This is a genomic window from Actinoplanes sp. NPDC026619 (genome assembly GCF_040638295.1).
GTDB lineage: Bacteria > Actinomycetota > Actinomycetes > Mycobacteriales > Micromonosporaceae > Actinoplanes.
Map to the genome: position 1 here is coordinate 37,405 of NZ_JBEZYA010000039.1, position 14,841 is coordinate 52,245.

General features: G+C 73.0%; 20 protein-coding genes. 4 read left to right on the forward strand and 16 right to left on the reverse strand.

The genetic code is table 11. The features are described from left to right. Position 1: 1 nt before the first annotated feature. Genes AB0E90_RS46305 through AB0E90_RS46345 form a run of 9 tightly spaced genes read right to left on the reverse strand, consistent with a single transcriptional unit; the run spans position 2 to position 6,667 of the window. A complete protein-coding gene (locus AB0E90_RS46305) occupies positions 2-418 on the reverse strand; it encodes a GPW/gp25 family protein (RefSeq protein ID WP_360419144.1) in 417 nt (138 codons plus the stop codon). Next, the gene (locus AB0E90_RS46310) at positions 418-744 is read right to left on the reverse strand and encodes a hypothetical protein (protein ID WP_360419146.1); all 327 of its coding nucleotides are present in this window, start codon (positions 742-744) and stop codon (positions 418-420) included. Before AB0E90_RS46310 ends, AB0E90_RS46305 begins: the two co-directional genes overlap by 1 nt. Continuing rightward, positions 744-1,253, reverse strand: a complete 510-nt coding sequence (locus tag AB0E90_RS46315; protein WP_360419148.1) for a phage baseplate assembly protein V — start codon at positions 1,251-1,253, stop codon at positions 744-746. The genes AB0E90_RS46310 and AB0E90_RS46315 overlap by 1 nt, the downstream gene beginning before the upstream one ends. Next, positions 1,250-2,344, reverse strand: coding sequence for a contractile injection system protein, VgrG/Pvc8 family (locus AB0E90_RS46320; RefSeq protein WP_360419232.1), 1,095 nt, complete (start codon positions 2,342-2,344; stop codon positions 1,250-1,252). Before AB0E90_RS46320 ends, AB0E90_RS46315 begins: the two co-directional genes overlap by 4 nt. A 1-nt stretch (position 2,345) precedes the next feature. Further along, entirely contained in the window at positions 2,346-2,621 is a 276-nt protein-coding gene (locus AB0E90_RS46325; protein ID WP_360419149.1) for a hypothetical protein, read from the reverse strand. An 8-nt stretch (positions 2,622-2,629) separates the two neighbouring features. Further along, entirely contained in the window at positions 2,630-3,352 is a 723-nt protein-coding gene (locus AB0E90_RS46330) for a hypothetical protein (protein ID WP_360419150.1), read from the reverse strand. Further along, a complete protein-coding gene (locus AB0E90_RS46335) occupies positions 3,352-3,594 on the reverse strand; it encodes a hypothetical protein (RefSeq protein WP_360419152.1) in 243 nt (80 codons plus the stop codon). The genes AB0E90_RS46330 and AB0E90_RS46335 overlap by 1 nt, the downstream gene beginning before the upstream one ends. After that, complete coding sequence (locus AB0E90_RS46340; RefSeq protein WP_360419154.1) at positions 3,591-5,471, reverse strand: ATP-binding protein; 1,881 nt, start codon at positions 5,469-5,471, stop codon at positions 3,591-3,593. Before AB0E90_RS46340 ends, AB0E90_RS46335 begins: the two co-directional genes overlap by 4 nt. Then, positions 5,468-6,667, reverse strand: a complete 1,200-nt coding sequence (locus AB0E90_RS46345) for a DUF4255 domain-containing protein (RefSeq protein ID WP_360419156.1) — start codon at positions 6,665-6,667, stop codon at positions 5,468-5,470. Before AB0E90_RS46345 ends, AB0E90_RS46340 begins: the two co-directional genes overlap by 4 nt. A gap of 62 nt (positions 6,668-6,729) precedes the next feature. On the opposite strand from AB0E90_RS46345, the gene AB0E90_RS46350 reads away from it, so the two are divergent. Further along, the gene (locus AB0E90_RS46350) at positions 6,730-6,900 is read left to right on the forward strand and encodes a hypothetical protein (protein WP_360419158.1); all 171 of its coding nucleotides are present in this window, start codon (positions 6,730-6,732) and stop codon (positions 6,898-6,900) included. A 543-nt stretch (positions 6,901-7,443) separates the two neighbouring features. Here the strand turns inward: AB0E90_RS46350 and AB0E90_RS46355 are convergent. From AB0E90_RS46355 to AB0E90_RS46370, 4 genes are read right to left on the reverse strand one after another with little or no spacing between them, the layout of a single operon-like run. Further along, positions 7,444-8,226 carry a hypothetical protein gene (locus AB0E90_RS46355; protein WP_360419161.1) on the reverse strand — a complete coding sequence of 261 codons (783 nt, stop codon included), beginning with the start codon at positions 8,224-8,226 and terminating at the stop codon, positions 7,444-7,446. 4 nt (positions 8,227-8,230) lie between these two features. Further along, positions 8,231-8,746, reverse strand: a complete 516-nt coding sequence (locus AB0E90_RS46360) for a phage tail protein (RefSeq protein ID WP_360419163.1) — start codon at positions 8,744-8,746, stop codon at positions 8,231-8,233. A gap of 12 nt (positions 8,747-8,758) precedes the next feature. Next, positions 8,759-10,366, reverse strand: coding sequence for a phage tail sheath C-terminal domain-containing protein (locus AB0E90_RS46365; protein ID WP_360419165.1), 1,608 nt, complete (start codon positions 10,364-10,366; stop codon positions 8,759-8,761). A gap of 15 nt (positions 10,367-10,381) precedes the next feature. Continuing rightward, positions 10,382-11,209, reverse strand: coding sequence for a hypothetical protein (locus AB0E90_RS46370; RefSeq protein WP_360419167.1), 828 nt, complete (start codon positions 11,207-11,209; stop codon positions 10,382-10,384). Between the two features lie 150 nt (positions 11,210-11,359). On the opposite strand from AB0E90_RS46370, the gene AB0E90_RS46375 reads away from it, so the two are divergent. Both AB0E90_RS46375 and AB0E90_RS46380 read left to right on the forward strand, forming a co-directional pair. Continuing rightward, positions 11,360-11,599, forward strand: coding sequence for a hypothetical protein (locus AB0E90_RS46375; protein WP_360419169.1), 240 nt, complete (start codon positions 11,360-11,362; stop codon positions 11,597-11,599). A gap of 8 nt (positions 11,600-11,607) precedes the next feature. Beyond that, positions 11,608-12,432 carry a BTAD domain-containing putative transcriptional regulator gene (locus AB0E90_RS46380; RefSeq protein WP_360419171.1) on the forward strand — a complete coding sequence of 275 codons (825 nt, stop codon included), beginning with the start codon at positions 11,608-11,610 and terminating at the stop codon, positions 12,430-12,432. 277 nt (positions 12,433-12,709) lie between these two features. Here AB0E90_RS46380 and AB0E90_RS46385 read toward each other — a convergent pair whose 3' ends face one another. Beyond that, the gene (locus AB0E90_RS46385) at positions 12,710-12,907 is read right to left on the reverse strand and encodes a hypothetical protein (protein WP_360419173.1); all 198 of its coding nucleotides are present in this window, start codon (positions 12,905-12,907) and stop codon (positions 12,710-12,712) included. Between the two features lie 54 nt (positions 12,908-12,961). Then, positions 12,962-13,180 carry a hypothetical protein gene (locus tag AB0E90_RS46390; RefSeq protein ID WP_360419175.1) on the reverse strand — a complete coding sequence of 73 codons (219 nt, stop codon included), beginning with the start codon at positions 13,178-13,180 and terminating at the stop codon, positions 12,962-12,964. A gap of 8 nt (positions 13,181-13,188) precedes the next feature. Here AB0E90_RS46390 and AB0E90_RS46395 point away from each other — a divergent pair, with 8 nt between their 5' ends. Further along, on the forward strand, positions 13,189-13,344 hold the full coding sequence (locus AB0E90_RS46395; RefSeq protein WP_360419178.1) for an LPXTG cell wall anchor domain-containing protein: 156 nt from the start codon (positions 13,189-13,191) through the stop codon (positions 13,342-13,344). 3 nt (positions 13,345-13,347) lie between these two features. On the opposite strand, the gene AB0E90_RS46400 is transcribed toward AB0E90_RS46395, so the two are convergent. Continuing rightward, entirely contained in the window at positions 13,348-14,814 is a 1,467-nt protein-coding gene (locus AB0E90_RS46400) for an aldehyde dehydrogenase family protein (RefSeq protein ID WP_360419181.1), read from the reverse strand. Between the last annotated feature and the right edge of the window lie 27 nt (positions 14,815-14,841).

Below are 14,841 nucleotides of genomic sequence, written 5' to 3' on the forward strand. Positions count from 1 at the left end.
CTCAGCTCACCCGCACCATCAGGTCGTCCGCGGTACGCGTCTCGCGCAGCAGGTATTTCACGGTGACCAGGAGCTCGCCCTCGTCGACTCCGGCCGCCGGATCGGCCCCGGACCGCACGACGACGTCGACGAGGTCCACCTGATCGGCGAGCCAGGTCATGATCGCTTGCTGCACCTGGATCCGGACCGTGGCGGCGAGCGCGGCGGACTGCGGCGCGAACACCAGCCGGCGTAGCCCACAGCCGAACTCGGGCAGGCAGACCCGTTCGCCGGGCGAGGTGAGCAGCAACTGCCGCAGCAACTGCCGGACGTGTTCGGCGTACCCGGCCCGGGCCACCTGGCCGGACGCGGCATCGATACGCAGCGGAAAGGCGAAGTCGTGCCGGTCGGTGGCCGGCGCCCGCCCGGGCCCGGCCATCAGGAACCACCCACCGTCGGCTGGGTGGTCTGGATCTGCACCGGCCCCTGCGGAGCGCCGTCGGCCGCCTTGCACAGCCCGACGCTGTCGGTGGTCAGCGGGGCCGCCCCGCCGGCCGCCGCCCGTTGCGCGGTGACCATCCACTCCACCTGGACGCACGGATGCGGGGCGCTGGGCGCGAACGCGCAGCCGCCGATCGGGAAGGAGTCGTCGCTGAGCAGGATCGCGGTGCCGCCGAGGGTGAGCACGGTGTTGCCCGCAACCGGGGAGACCGAGCCGCCGTGCGGGCACATCAGCACCGACGACGCGGTGAGGTAGTCGCCCATCAGCTGACCTTGAAGGCGTCGTCGTTGAGCGAGACCCCGCTGTCGCTGACCGCCACCGTGCCGCTGCCCGCCGAGATCGTCACCCCGTCGCTGCCGAAGAGCAGGCTGCCGCCGTTGGCATCCGCCACGGTCACCTCGCCCGCGTCGTCGTCGAAGACCAGCTTGTGCGGCGCCTTGGTGACGAGTCCCCGGCGCACCGGCGTGGCATCGCCGGGAATCTCGCCGGCCCGCCAGAAACAGCCCACCCAGATGGGGTACGAGACATCGCCGCCCTCGAACTCGATCCACACCGCCGCACCGGCCTCGGGCAGGAAGAAGAAACCCACCTGCGGCCCCGCGTACGGGACACACGGCAGACACCAGCCGGTCGGCACCGAACCGAGCACCGACGGCACGGTCGCCTTGATCCGCAGCGTGGTCTCGTCCACCGCGGTCACCTGGCCGCGGTACTTGCCGTACCAGCGGTTACGGGCGCGGTCGGCGAGATCGTCGAGCAAGCGGTCGGTCACGACGCACCTCCCATCGCGTTGCGGACGAGCACGAACGACATCGCGTGCGTCTCGTCACCGATCCGGTGCCGCACGCTCCACACCAGCCAGCGGCCGGACAGCAGCGCCCCGCAGCCGGCCACGCCCACCACGTCGCCCACCCGCAGGACCCGCCCGAGCGACGCCAGGTTGGCGGTGCCCTCGCAACTGGCGAACCAGCCCGCTTCCCGGAGCAGCCCGGCGGCCCGCTGCGGGAGCTCGGCGGTGTCGGCCGGGGCGGTCAGGATCACCGTCCGGTCCCGTCCGGCGAATTCGGCCAGCGACCGGGCCGCCATCAGCCGCAGGCCCGAGTCGGAGGTGCCGGCGTCGACGCCGTTCTGATCCGTGTCGGACTCGCCGAGGCCGGCCTGGCGGGCCCGCACCGCGGTCGGGCGGGCCACGTCCCAGCGGAAGTCGAGCACCGGGGTGCTGCGCCGGTCCGGGTCGTGCAGGTCGATCTCCACCACCGGGTCACCGCCCAGCCCCGGGGTGGCGAAGTACCCGGTGCGCCGGCCCGGTTTGTCGGCGCACACCACCCGGCACCAGCGGCCGGTGCGACGGGCCAGGCGGCGCAGGAAGTCGATGTCGGAGGCCCGCTGCATCAGGGTGTGCTCGTCGTCGCTGTGCGACGGGGACGTCTCGGCGCCGTTGTCGCCGGACGGGGTGATGCCGTACTCGCGGAAGATGGCGGCCGCCACGCCGGCGTCGCTCTGCCCGCTCCACTCGCGAACCGTTTCGGTCAGGCCCATCAGCACGGAGGCGTCCTCGCCGCGCACGTCGACGGTCGCGCCGGTGGGGCCGGCCGGCACGCGTACCGAATGGCCGAGCACGTAGCCGTCGAAGACGCATTGCGGACCGCCATCGGCGGCCGAGACCACGACGGACAGGTTCGCGTACGGCGCCACGCGCGGATCGGCGACCCAGCTGAGCTCGCCGTCGCGCGGTGTCACCGGAAGCTCCAGCGAGATCGCGTCGGGCAGGTCGGCGTTCTCCTCCACCTCGAGGCGGGTGATGTCCTCGTAGAACGCCGGTGGGGCGGCCGTGCCGTCGAAGAGCACCTGGTAGCCGGGCATCTCAGGCACCGGCCGGCGGGATGGCGACCATCGGGCGCCCGGCCAGGGCGTCCGGCATCAGCACGTCGTTCACCGTGCACAGCCGCCAGAAGCCGGCCGGGTCGCGCAGGTACCGGTAGGCGATCAGATCCAGCCGTTCGCCGTCGGCGCGCCGGTGCCAGCCCAGCACCGGACCGGCGACCGGCAGCGGGATCCGGACGACGGTGACGATCCGGCCGTCCGGGCCGGTCACCTCTTCGGTGCCGGCGCCGGCGTAACGGCTTCCGGGCAGGAACACGGTGCCTCCTAGAGCGGCAGCATGCCGACGATCGATTCGGCGGCGTTGACCTGGTCCGCTGCGGCCAGGGTCCGGCGCAGCCCTTCGGTGTAGGCGTTGGCGACCTTGGCGACGGTGACGGCGCCCGTCTCGGTGTCGTCCTGGCGCAGCTCCTCGTCGGTCAGGACGCGCAGGGTGATCTGGACCTCGGCGTGGATCGGATTGAGGCGTTCGTCGTACAGCCGCTCGGTGATGGTCAGGCCGGTCACCCGGACCGGCACGATCCGGCCCGGGCCCCAGACGAACAGCACGGTGTTGAGCCGGTGCACCGGCACCTTGGTCGCGGGTTCGGCGGCGCCGCCGAAGAGCGACGCGAGGCCGCTGGTCACGGTGCCGAGCAGGCCGCTCAGGTCGTTCGGCCCGCCCTTCTCGCTACGCGGATAGAGCAACATCTCCAGGGCCGCGATCCGGGAGTAGACACCGGTCTGCTCGGCCAGCGCCCCGGAGACCGTGCCGTCGGCGATCGGGTCGGTGACGTCCAGGGCGAGGGTGAAACTGAAGGCCTCACCGGGAAAGTGCGCGACCGCGTACGGGTTGGTGACCGTGGCGTTGGCCCCGGACGGCGCCGTCTCCGGCTGGGTCCAGGTGTGCGTCATCGTCTCCGGGTTGTACTGGAACGAGATCACCCGCGGGATCGGGATCAGGCCGGTCGGCAGGAACTCGATCAGCGCGCCCTTCAGATGCGGGGCCATCAGCTCACCCCCGTGGTGTGCAGGGCGGCGATGACCGCCGCCGCCACGTCCTCGGCGAGCCGTTCGAGATCCCCGTCGCCGGCCGGCACCGCAACCCGGACCATCTCCAGGCGGGCCGGGACAAGCCTGGTCCGATGCCGGCCCAGCGCCGAACCGACCAGCTCGGCGAGTCGCCTCGCGTCGGCCGGTGACATGGCCGGCACGGTGATCGCCAGCCGGTCCACCGTGAATCCGCCGCTCATCGGGCCACCGCCGGGATCGGCCGGTTCTCCGGCGCGATCCGCAGCACGTCGCCGCGCTTGGCGAGCTCCTGCCGGGCCGCCGCGAGGACGTGGGCCTGCCCGATCAGCTCGCCGTGCCGGCGCGCGTCGAAGGCCGCGTTCAGGGCCACCGACGCGATCTCGGCGCCGGTCAGCTCGATCCGGTCGGCCAGCCAGTCATGGTCGACATCGCCGGTGACCGGCTCGCCGGCCGACGTCCGGGCCGGCAGCGCACGCCGCCACAGGCGGATCCGTTCGGCCGGTCCGGGCGGCGCGAAATCGACGATCACCCGCAGGCGGCGGCGGAACGCCGGATCCAGGTCCGCCTTGCGGTTCGTGGCGAGCACCGCGACCCCGGTGAAGCGGTCGAGGCGCTGCAGCAGGTAGTCGATCTCGATGTTGGCGTACCGGTCGTGGGCGTCGCGGACCCGGGTGCGCTGGCCGAACAGGGCGTCCGCCTCGTCGAAGAAGATCATCAGGTGGCTGCGCTCGCACTCGGCGAAGACCGCCTCGAGCCGCTTCTCGGTCTCCCCGATGTACTTGTCCACCACCTCGGCCAGATCGACCCGCAGCACGTCGAGAGCCAGGGAACGGGCGAGCACCTGAACCGACATCGTCTTGCCGGTGCCGCTCGGCCCGGCGAACAGCGCGGTGACCCCGGTGGTGCCCGGGCTGAGCCGCTGGAACTCCCAGTCCCGCAGCACCTCCTGGGACAGCTCGATCTGCGCGCGCAGATCGAGCAACCGCTCCTCGACGTGCCCGGGCACGATCAGGTCGTCCCACTCCCAGGGCAGATCCAGCGCCGACGCGGACACCGGCAGGCCGGCGCGCAGCCGCCGCCGTACGGTGTCCTCGGCCGCCGCCGGACCGGCCGCCGCCGCCACCGCGGCGATCCGGATGTCGCCCGGCGACAGATCCCACTCGCGGACCGCGCGCGGCGCGGAAACCTCGGTGTGCGACGCCCAGAGCCGATGGCGGCGGCTCGCCGTCGGCGCCGGGATCGTCCAGGTGAGCCGCAGCCGGTGCGCGGACTCGGCGGCCGGGCGCCGCCGCGCGACCAGCACCAGATCGTCCTCCACCGGCACGGACGGCTCCACCGCGATCGGGATCGCGCCGGACAGCCGTGCGGTGCGCACCGCCCGCACCGGGTCGTCGCCGGTCAACTCGACCGCCGGCCGGCCGAGCGCCCCGGCGAGCTGGGCCAGCAGGGTGCGGCGCCCGAATCCGGGCGCGCCGATCAGCTGGACCTCGCACGGGGACCCGATCGCGGCGACGCCGGTGGCCATCTCGGCCAGCAGATCGGGGTGCAGACAGTCCAGATCGGATACGTCCAGGCGCCGGACGGAGTCGTGGAACGCCGCCCAGCCGGGATCCCCGGCGAGGTAGGCCACGATCTCCCCGTCGATCTCCCAGGCGCTCGTGGCGCGGCCCCCGCCCGGCTCGGCCAGCCGCCAGCGGACCAGCGCGGACGCCGGTCCGGGGCGATGCCCGGCGGGCCAGCCGAAGAGCCGCGCGGCGACCGCCGGCGTCGGCGCCGCGGGTACGGCCGCGTCGTCGAGGTAGCCGAGGACCCGGGTCAGAGCCGGGTCCAGCTCGCACGCGGTGAGCAGGGCGAGGAACTCGCCCTCGGTGATCGGTACGGCGAACCGGGCGACCAGCCGCGCCCAGCGCTCGTCGGCGCGCAGCGCGTCCCGGAAGTGGACCAGGCCGGCGCCGGTCACCGGCGGGGCGTGGCCGGTGAGAATCTCGTCGATGGCGTCGTGCACCGTGCCCGGGCGGTCCCGGGCACGCCAGCGTTCGCGTCCCGCCTCGACATGCGCGGCGACGAGCGTGCGCAGGGCACCCGGCCAGTCGCTCACGTGATCACCGCCCACAGCGCCGGGTCGGACTCCACGTCGGCGACCCGCAGGGCTATCTGGTGCGTGCCGGCGGCCAGGCCGGCCGGCGCCCGGAAGGTGATCACGTCGGCCTGGTGCTGCCACTCCCCCGGCCCGGGCGTGGCGCCGTCCGCGACCCGCGACAGCGTGGTCGCGCCCAGCCGCAGCTCGGCGCCGGCCGGCGGCACGTTGCGGGCCGCAATCGTGTACCGGCCGTTGCCGCCGGCCGGCAGCAGTGGGCCACCGGCGGGGTCGACCCAGGCGGCGACGGCGAGCGGCACCGTCTCGGACCGGAACCCCGGCCGGGCGACGACGAGCTGGTAGTGACCGGGCGGGACCGGTGATCCGGCGGGCGCGCGCAGCCGCAGCGGCACACCGGCGGCATGGGCGACCTTCCAGGCGGTGATGTCGGTGTCGCCGCCCGGCGCGGCCAGCAGGAGCGAGTCGCCCGCCCGGAGCCCCCGGCCGTCGATCGTCACCTCCTGGCCGATGACACCGGCCGGCGCCGGGGCGGTGGCCGCCGGCGACTGCGGGAAGGCCGCCTGCGCCGGGCCCGGGGTGGTGAAACGCACCGTGCGCCGGCTCGACGGGCTCCGTGGCGTGCTGGTCAGCGTGACCGTCGTGGGCGGTGGCGCCGGCGCCACCGGCGGCTGGGAGTCGAGGAACACCACCGACACGCGGTACTGGGCGGTCGGGCGCAGCGCGAGGTTCAGCGCCTGCCAGAGGCGGGTCAGCTCGTCCGGCCCCGGCGACTCCAGCACCAGCGACGCGACGCTCGGGCTGATCGAGCCGGGCGGCGGCGTGGTGGTGGCGGGAATGGCGAACGTGCCGTGCTCGTGCAGGGCCCGCATGGCCACGCCGAGGGCCTGCTGCTCCTGCTTCGGCCCGAGCGTCGACTGAGCGGTGACCATGTACCAGAGGTCCAGGGCGAGTGGCTGGAAGGCGACGGGCTGGGTCGCGCCACCCTGCGCGGAACGCGACCAGAACGCGTTGACCTGCACCTTGTCCTGCGCAACGTGGAACAGGTAGAGGTTCACGACCGTGTCGACGTGACCGGTCTCCGCGGGGTGATTCGCGGTCGCCTCCGGCTTGGTGCCCCCGGCCCACAGCGGGCTCGCCGCCAGGGCGGCGCCGACGATCCCGGTCAGGACGTCGGTGACTCGGGAGAGATCGTCCATGCCGTCACCCCTGCCCGAGTCCGTACGGCTGCGGTCGCTTGCTGAGTGGGCCTTCCGGCGACGTGGCGGGTGTGACCCGCGCCGGCGCCGATGCCGGCGCGGGTCGCGGCGCGGCGGGCACGGCCACCGGCGGGGGCACGGGCGCGGTGATCGTGACCTCGATGGTGCCGATATGGACCGTCGCCGCGGGCCGCGGCGACGGGCGCGGCGGTTCGGGGACGGTGGCCGGCTGAGGCTGCGCGGGCTCGGCCGGCGCGCGCCGCCGAGGCGGTGGCGGCGCGGCTACCGGAGTCCGGACGGGATCCGGGGCCGGGACAGAGGTGGGAAGCGAGAGGGCGGCGAGGCGCTCGAAAGCGGGGGCGGGCGGTTGCGGGACCGGCTCGGCCGCTCTCGTTCGGAGATCCGGCGTCATCAGATGGGGAGACTCGGCCGGTTGCGGCCGCGCCGGCGGCGGCGTCGGCGTCACCGCGGGAGGGCGCGCGGGCCGCGGCAGGTCGGCGGACTCAGCACCTCGGGCGTTCGGGCGGCGGGCAGCGGGAGCGGGCGTAGCAGCGGCGGCGGGCTCGGGCAGCCGGGGTGTCCGCGACGGCCGGAGCGGCACGGGCGGTGCGGCGGTCACCGGGGGCGCCGACGGCCAGGCGATCCGGTGCGGCGCACGGGCTACCGGCGGCTCGTCGTCCGGCACGGCCGGTCTCGCCCGCGGCGCCGGTCGTACCGGCGCCCGGTCGAGCGGGGTGGCCAGCAACCGGTCCAGGTAGCCGGCCCGGCGCCGGCGCTCAGCCACCGGCCACCGCCTCGAGCGACACCATTTCGGTACGCCCGGCGATCAGATCCGCGTACCGGCGCCGGCGCCGCGACGGCAGGTCCAGGATCGCCTGCTCCGACCACCCGTACGTGGCGGCGATCAGGTGGACGTCGTCATGCACCGAACCGGCCAGGAACCGCAGCTCGGCCAGGCAGAGCTCGCGCGCGTCGACATCCAGCCGGACCTGCTGCCCGCATTCCGGGCAGGTCCCGGCCACCTCGGTGCGCAGGGTCGGCGCGAGCGCGGCCATCGCCCGTTCCAGGATCCCCGCCTGCCCGGCGGTCACCGGCTCCCGGACCAGCCGCCGGAGCAGGTCGGCGCGCGGCCGGCCGGCGCCGGCCGAGGCCAGCACGTCGGCGACCGACGGCACCCGGAAGGTGAGTCGCAGCCGGTCGTGGCGCCACCATCCGGGCTCGGCCGGGCTGACGCCCCGCGGTCGTCGCGGCCGGCAGTGCTCCAGGTATGCCGCCAGCCCGAACCGGACGTCCACCGCCGCGCCGCACGCGCCGCAGCGGCCTTCGGCGACGAACCAGTCCGAGCGCAGCTCCCGCCGCCTCTGCACGATCAGCAGGTCGAGGTCACCGACCGGCAGCGCCGCCGGATCCACCGTACGTCCGGCCGCGTCCTCGACACAGCCCTCGGCACAGGCCAGCGCGCCCGCCAGACCGGGGCCGCTCTCGGCCAGGACCGTGTCGTGCAGTCCCCGCGCGGGCCGCCACCGCACCAGGACGTCGCTGACCGGCAGCCGGAGCACCGGCTCACACCTCCGCCGGCTCGGTGAGCGACAGGTCCCGCTCCCAGCCCTCGTGCTCGAGCTTGATGTGCTGGATCGCGATCGCGTTGGCGCTGCCGTCGAGGTCGGGCAGCGCCTGGTATTCCGACACCCAGGCCCGGTGCACGAGGTAGCGGAGCACCGGCTGGCCCTGCTCGTTGAGCAGCTCGATCCGGATCTCCTTGCGCAGCGACCTCAGCGAGGTGATCGGCGCGCCCTTGTCCAGCACCTGCGCGGCGTCCGCCCAGGCCGAGAAGGTCTCGTCGAAGGTCACCCCGGCCTCCAGCGTGATCGGCTCGTACTTCATCCGGCCCAGGCCCTTGCGGATGACGGCGTCTCCGCCCCCCATGTGGTTGATCACCTCGTTCGTGCGCTTCAGGGCGCCGACCTTGGTCACGCCCGCCACCGGTGTGGTGCTGGTGTCGAAATAGACCAGGAACCGATAGGTCTTGTACGGGTCGAAGCGGGCCATGTTGACGCTGAACGGTTGCTGTTTGGTCATGTCCGCCGTCCTCTAGCTCTGGGTCTGACCGGCGAGCTGAGCGATCTTGATGATCACGAACTCGGCGGGCTTGAGGGGTGCGAAGGCGACCACGATGTTGACGATGCCGTTGGCCTGGTCGTCCGGCGTGGTGGTGGAGGCGTCGCAGCGGACCTGGAACGCCTGGCTGGGCGTGGCGCCCTGGAACGCGCCGAGGGTGAACAACCCGGTCATGAAGCCGTCGATGGTGGTCTTGATCGAGACCCAGAGCGGAGAGTCGTTCGGCTCGAAGATCACCCAGCCCAGGCTGGCCAGCAGCGACTGCTCCAGGAACAGCGTCATCCGGCGCACCGGCACGTAGCGGAACTGCTGCAGGGCCGGGTTGCCGGCGACCAGGGTGCGGGCTCCGAAGACGACGGTGCCGACGCCCGGGAAAGACCGCAGGCAGTTCACCCCGATCGGGTTGAGCGTGCCCTGCCGCGGATCGGTCATCCGGCCGCCGGGAACCACTCCGGCGACGTTCTGCACCAGCGCCTCGAGACCGGCGGGCGCCTTCCATACCCCGCGGTCGTTGTCCTCCCGCGCGATCACCCCGGCGACCGAACCGGACGGCGCCACGGTGAGCGGCGCGCCGGTCGCCGGGTCGCTGGTCACCAGGTACGGGAAGTAGAGCGCCCCGTTCTCGCTCTTCGGGATGCGGCGCGGGAACAGCGCGTCGGTCATCAGGTCCGCGACCAGCGGCAGATTCGAGGTCTGGTCGGCGCCCACGTCCGGCGGCGGGTCGACCAGGACGAAGGCGTGCTTGCGCTCGGCGAAGGCGAGGGCGGTGCCGACCACCGCCGGATCCCAGATCCCGGGGGTGAGCAGCAGGTTGAACACGGTGACCTTGTCCAGCGCGCCGTCGGTGGCGAAAGCGCCGCCGAAGTCACCGGGCAGGAAGGTGGTGAACGGCGTCGCGGGCAGGTTACCGGCCAGCGGCACGGGCAGCGGCACCCCCGACGCCGGTGCCGCCGGCCACGCCGCCACGGTCCCGGTGCGGGCGACCGTGACCATCGACGACACCGGCACGGCAGTGGTGCCCAGCCGGTTCTCCGGGGAGTTCACGCCTGCCGCCCCGGCCAGGCTGACCTGCCGGTACGTCTCGGTCCGGGTGCCGTAGGCGACGGTGAGGTCAGCGACGTCGAGGGCGCCGCCGACGACGCTCGCCGCGAGATTGGACAGGGTGACCGTCATCGGATGCTGGGCGTCCACCGGCTCGCGCCCGGTGAAGGTGAACGTGTTCGGCGCGGTCCCGAACCCGAGGGTGGGGGCGGCGATCGCCGAGGTCGTGCCGGCCGTCAGGTGGAACGCGGGAAGAAGGGCGACGATCCACGCGACCGACCCGCCGTTGGCGAAGAACTGGAAGACCGCCCGCCCGACGTCGTCGGCCAGCCAGCCGACGCTGAACAGCCCGCCGAACTCCCGCTCGTAATCGGTGAAGCTGAAGATCTGCACCGCCTCGCCGTAGTGCTGCGGCCGGGTCTTGAACGGGTGGGTGTATCCGACGAAGACCGCGACCGAGGTGGGCGCCGCCGTGATCGTGTGCGAGTTGCTCAGCACCTCTTCGATGTAGAGCCCGGGGTAGGTCGGCGTCACCGGCATGGGTCTGCTCCTCGATCAGGACGTGGCGGCCAGGGCGGCGGCGGGTGTGTCGGCGGCGCCACCGCTGAGCGCGAGGTCGCCTTCGGCAGGCACCCCGGGCGCCCCGAGGGGCGGCGGGGCGACGGCGACGAGATAGCCGATCGCGGGGTCCTGCTTGGCCGGAGCCTTCGCGTCGAACGTGTGCGGCCCCGACGATGCCGAGTCGTACCGGGCGATGACGGTGAATGTCTTGGCCGCCGCGTCGGTCTTGATCGCCACCTTGATCGCGGTGGTGGAGCCGTAGGCAGGGACGAGCGTGAACAACGGCTTGCCCCCGGCATCGAGGACGTCCGAGCCCTTCTCCGGGACCTCGCGTTCAGCGAACGTCACGGGCAGGCCCTCGACGGCCGGAGACGGCACCTTCACGGCCAGCAACCCGGTGGCCTTCTTCGCACCGGCGAGGGCACCCATGCGGGTCCGGGCGTCCTCGGCGGAGGTGAGCCCGGCGAAGGTGTCTTGCTGGGTGACCTCGATGCCGACCGGGTCGGTCGCCGGATCGGCGCCGGGAGTCAGATGCACCACGATGGAGTTCGATTCCGGGCCCGGATGCTTCGCCGTGACCAGCAGGGCCGGCCGGGGCGGCCGATCCGGCGGGACCATCAGCTCGCCCGATGCCAGCCGCTGCCGGACCAGTTCCAGCAGCGTGACCGTCTCGTCGGCCAGTCCGGCCGCCCAGGCCGCCCGCACCGTGGGCCCGGCGGGCCCGATCTGGAACGCGTCCAGCGGCACGACGAGCTGCGAGCCGTCCTTGCGGGTGATCGCGATCGGTGTCGAACCGACCACGTCCACGGAATCGCCGGCCATGACCACGCTCCGATCCGGATCCGCGCTGCGAGTGAGGCGCCGATCCTGCGCGCAGTGCCGTCACCCAACCGTCACGGCGCCCGGCGTCACCGCAACGCGACGGTGACGGCCGGCGCGCACACTGGTGCGACAGCCGGGAGGAGCAGGGCGATGAGCGTCGCGATGTGTGTGATCACCGTCGACGAGCTGATCGCCGCCGGGCGGTCGGCGACGGTGTCCATCCGCGCGGACGTGTCCGGCGAACGGGACGAGGTCGAACGGTCGTCGTCGGGATCGGCCGTCGTCGTCCTCACCATCGTGGCCCGATTTCTGGCCGAACAGGGGCTGGGCGTACCCCCATGGTGGCCGCCCGCTCCTGATGGTGACGCCGACGTGACGCCGCGGGTCTAGTGTCCGACGTGATTCGACCCACCGGGGGGCTGCTCATGTCCGTCTACCCGTCCGTGCATCCCGCGGCAATGCTGGGCCAGCGACCCGGCGAGAGCGGCAACTGTCTGAATCTTTTCAACGGACCGTCCGTGATCTCCGGCGGGATGCGGACCGAGGTGCCCGAGGGCGGCAAACGGGTGCTCGCGTTCGTCGCCCTGAGCTCCGGCGTGGTGGAACGCCGTCGCGCGGCCGGCGCGCTCTGGCCCGACGGCGACGAGGTGCGGGCGGCCGGCAGCCTGCGGTCGGCCCTGTGGCGGCTCAAGTGCGCCGGCATCGATCTGGTGCAGGCGGACAAGGTGGCGCTGCGCCTGCGGCCGGGAACCACGGTCGACGTCGATCAGCTCGTCACCTGGTCCGACCGCGTCATGACCGGTGTTCCGACGGCCGCCGACCTGCGGATCAGCCGCTGGCACATCGACTTCCTGGAACTGCTGCCGGGTTGGTACGAGGACTGGGTGATCTTCGAACGGGAACGACTGCGGCAGCGGCTGTTGCACGCGCTGGAAGCGCTTGCGCGCCTGCTGGTCGACCACGACCGGATCGCCGAGGCGATCGAGGTGGCGATGATCGCCATCTCCGCCGAGCCGTTGCGGGAGAGCGCCCAGCGGGTGCTGATCGAGGCCCATCTGGCCGAGGGAAACATGGTGGAGGCGAACCGGGCGTTCTATGCCTTCCGGGCACTGGCGCTACGCGAACTGGGTGTCGAGCCCGGAAACGGCCTCAGGTCGCTCATCGACCAGCGTAAAGGCCGGCTGGCGCGGGGTTATCAACACGCGCTGACCAGGAGGCACTGAAGCCCGGCGCGCTCGCGTGGAACTCGAGCGCGCACGACGGCGCGTCGGTCACCTGGAACGAGGCCGGCGACGTACGGAATCGGATTGATCTCGTGCCGGTCGATGGCGAGCCCGGCGGCTGGCCGCCGCAGTACGTGGAGGCCGGGCAGCCCAACAAGGTGGCGGTGGGAGGCGCGGTCGACCACAGCTACCGCCCCAATCCGGGGGACCCGCTCGACCTGCCGCCGGTGCTGCCGTACAAATACATCCCGATCGCCTCGATGCCCGCCTTCTACGACTACGACGAGCTCTCCGAGCCGACCGCCGTCGGTGAGTTCCTCGTCCCGGCCCGGATCTCGCCGGTCGACGTCGGGCTGCGGGCCCCGCAGAACGAGTGGTACCAGTACAGCGGCGGCCCCACCGTCTCGGTCCAGGGCACGAAACTCACCGCGACGATCCCACATTCGGCGACGATCGGCGGCACGTTCACGGTCACCGGCAAGTCCGAGCGCGTCCAGCGGTTCTGCGATCCCGGCCCGTGCTGGTTCGTCTACGTCGGCGACGAGGGCCGGGTGGTCCAGGTGCAGTCGCGCCCGTCGGCCGGCGCGGCCTGGCACACGGTCGCGACCGCCAAGGCGGGCAAGACCGGCACGTTCAGCGTCCGGGTCCCGTTCTCGGCCTCGGCCGCGTACCGCGTGGTGGCGCCGGTGATCACCTGGCAGCCGCCCGCCCGCAACCCGCGGTCGTACGCCGCCACCGAGGCGACCACGGTGGACGGTGTGGCGGGCGCGGAAAAACGGCGGGGGCGGCGGAGGCGGCGGGCTGCCGATCACCGGCGCGCCGATCGTGTGGATCGCCGCGATCGGTGGTCTGCTGGTGCTGCTCGGCGGAGGACTCGCGGCGGCAACCCGGCGCCGACGGCCGGTGAACTGAGGGTCAGAACGGCAGCGGGCGGCGTTCGTGCTGGACGCTCACCCAGTGCCGGGTGGTCAGGTCCTCGAGCACCCAGTCACCGCCGAAACGGCCCAGGCCGGACTGCTTCTCGCCGCCGAAGGCGACATGCACGTCGTCGTGGACGGTCGTGTCGTTGACGTGCGTCATGCCGGCCTCGACCCGCAGGGCGAAGGCGATCCCGCGCTCGACGTCGCCGCTGAACACCGCGCTGGACAGGCCGTACGTCGTGTCGTTGGCGATGCGCAGCGCGTCCTGTTCGCCGTCGGCCTTGATGATCGTGGCGACCGGCCCGAAGACCTCCTCGACCGCGGTGGCCACGTCGTTGGTGCCCAGGAGCACGTGCGGTGGGAGCACCCGCCCGGTCGGCCCGTGCGGTTCACCGGCGAGCAGCAACCGGGCGCCCGCGTCCACCGAGCGGGCGACCTTGTCCCGTACGCCGCGCAACTGCTTGTCGTTGATCACCGGGCCGATCTGGGTGCCGGCCTGGCCCGGGTCGCCGGTGACGAGCGCGCGGGCCGCGGCGACGAAACGGTCGACGAACTCGTCGTGGACCGCCGCATCGACGATCACCCGGTTGGTGGCCATGCAGATCTGGCCCTGATGCCAGTAGTTGCTGAACACCGCGGCCTCGACCGCCCGGTCCAGGTCGGCGTCGTCCAGCACGACGAACGGGCCGTTGCCGCCGAGCTCCAGGGCAAGCCGCTTCACCCCGGCCTTGGCCGGGATGCCCTGCCCGACCCGGGTCGAGCCGGTGAACGAGATGACCCGCGGGATCGGATGCGCGACGATCGCGTCGCCGATCTCGGAACCGGGACCGATCACCACGCTGAGCACGCCCGGCGGCAGGCCGGCTTCCTCCAGCACCTTGGCGAGGAGCAGACCGCCGGTGACCGGGGTGTCCTCGGCCGGTTTGAGCACGACGGTGTTGCCGACCGCGAGGGCCGGGGCCACCGAGCGGTAGGACAGATGCATCGGGAAGTTCCAGGGGCTGATCACCGCGACGACGCCGACCGGCCGGGTGTAGATGCGGTTCTCCTTGCCGGGGACGTCGGAGGCCACGGTCTCCTCGCCCAGGGAGGTGTGGGTGACGGCGGCCATCGTGGTCGCCCGCACGATGCCGATCTCCACCAGGGCGCGGGTCCGGGTCGTGCCGGCCTCCCGGATCAACCATCCGACCAGCTCCTCCTGTCGTCGGTCGAGCACCTCGGCGGCGCGCAGGAAGATCGCCGCACGCTCGCCGGGCGTGGTCGCCGCCCAGGCGGCCTGCGCGTCGAGGGCGCCGGCGTAGGCCGCGTCGACGTCCTCGACGGTCGCCTGCGGCATCTCCAGCAGCACATCGCCGCGGTAGGGGTCGGTGTCGGTCAGCCTCCCGGCCGACGAACCGTGCCGCCACTTGCCGGCCAAGGGCATCAGATCGAAGTCGGTGTACGGGGTGGTCGCGACAGGCATGGCTGCTCCTTCAAGGATGTCGGCAAC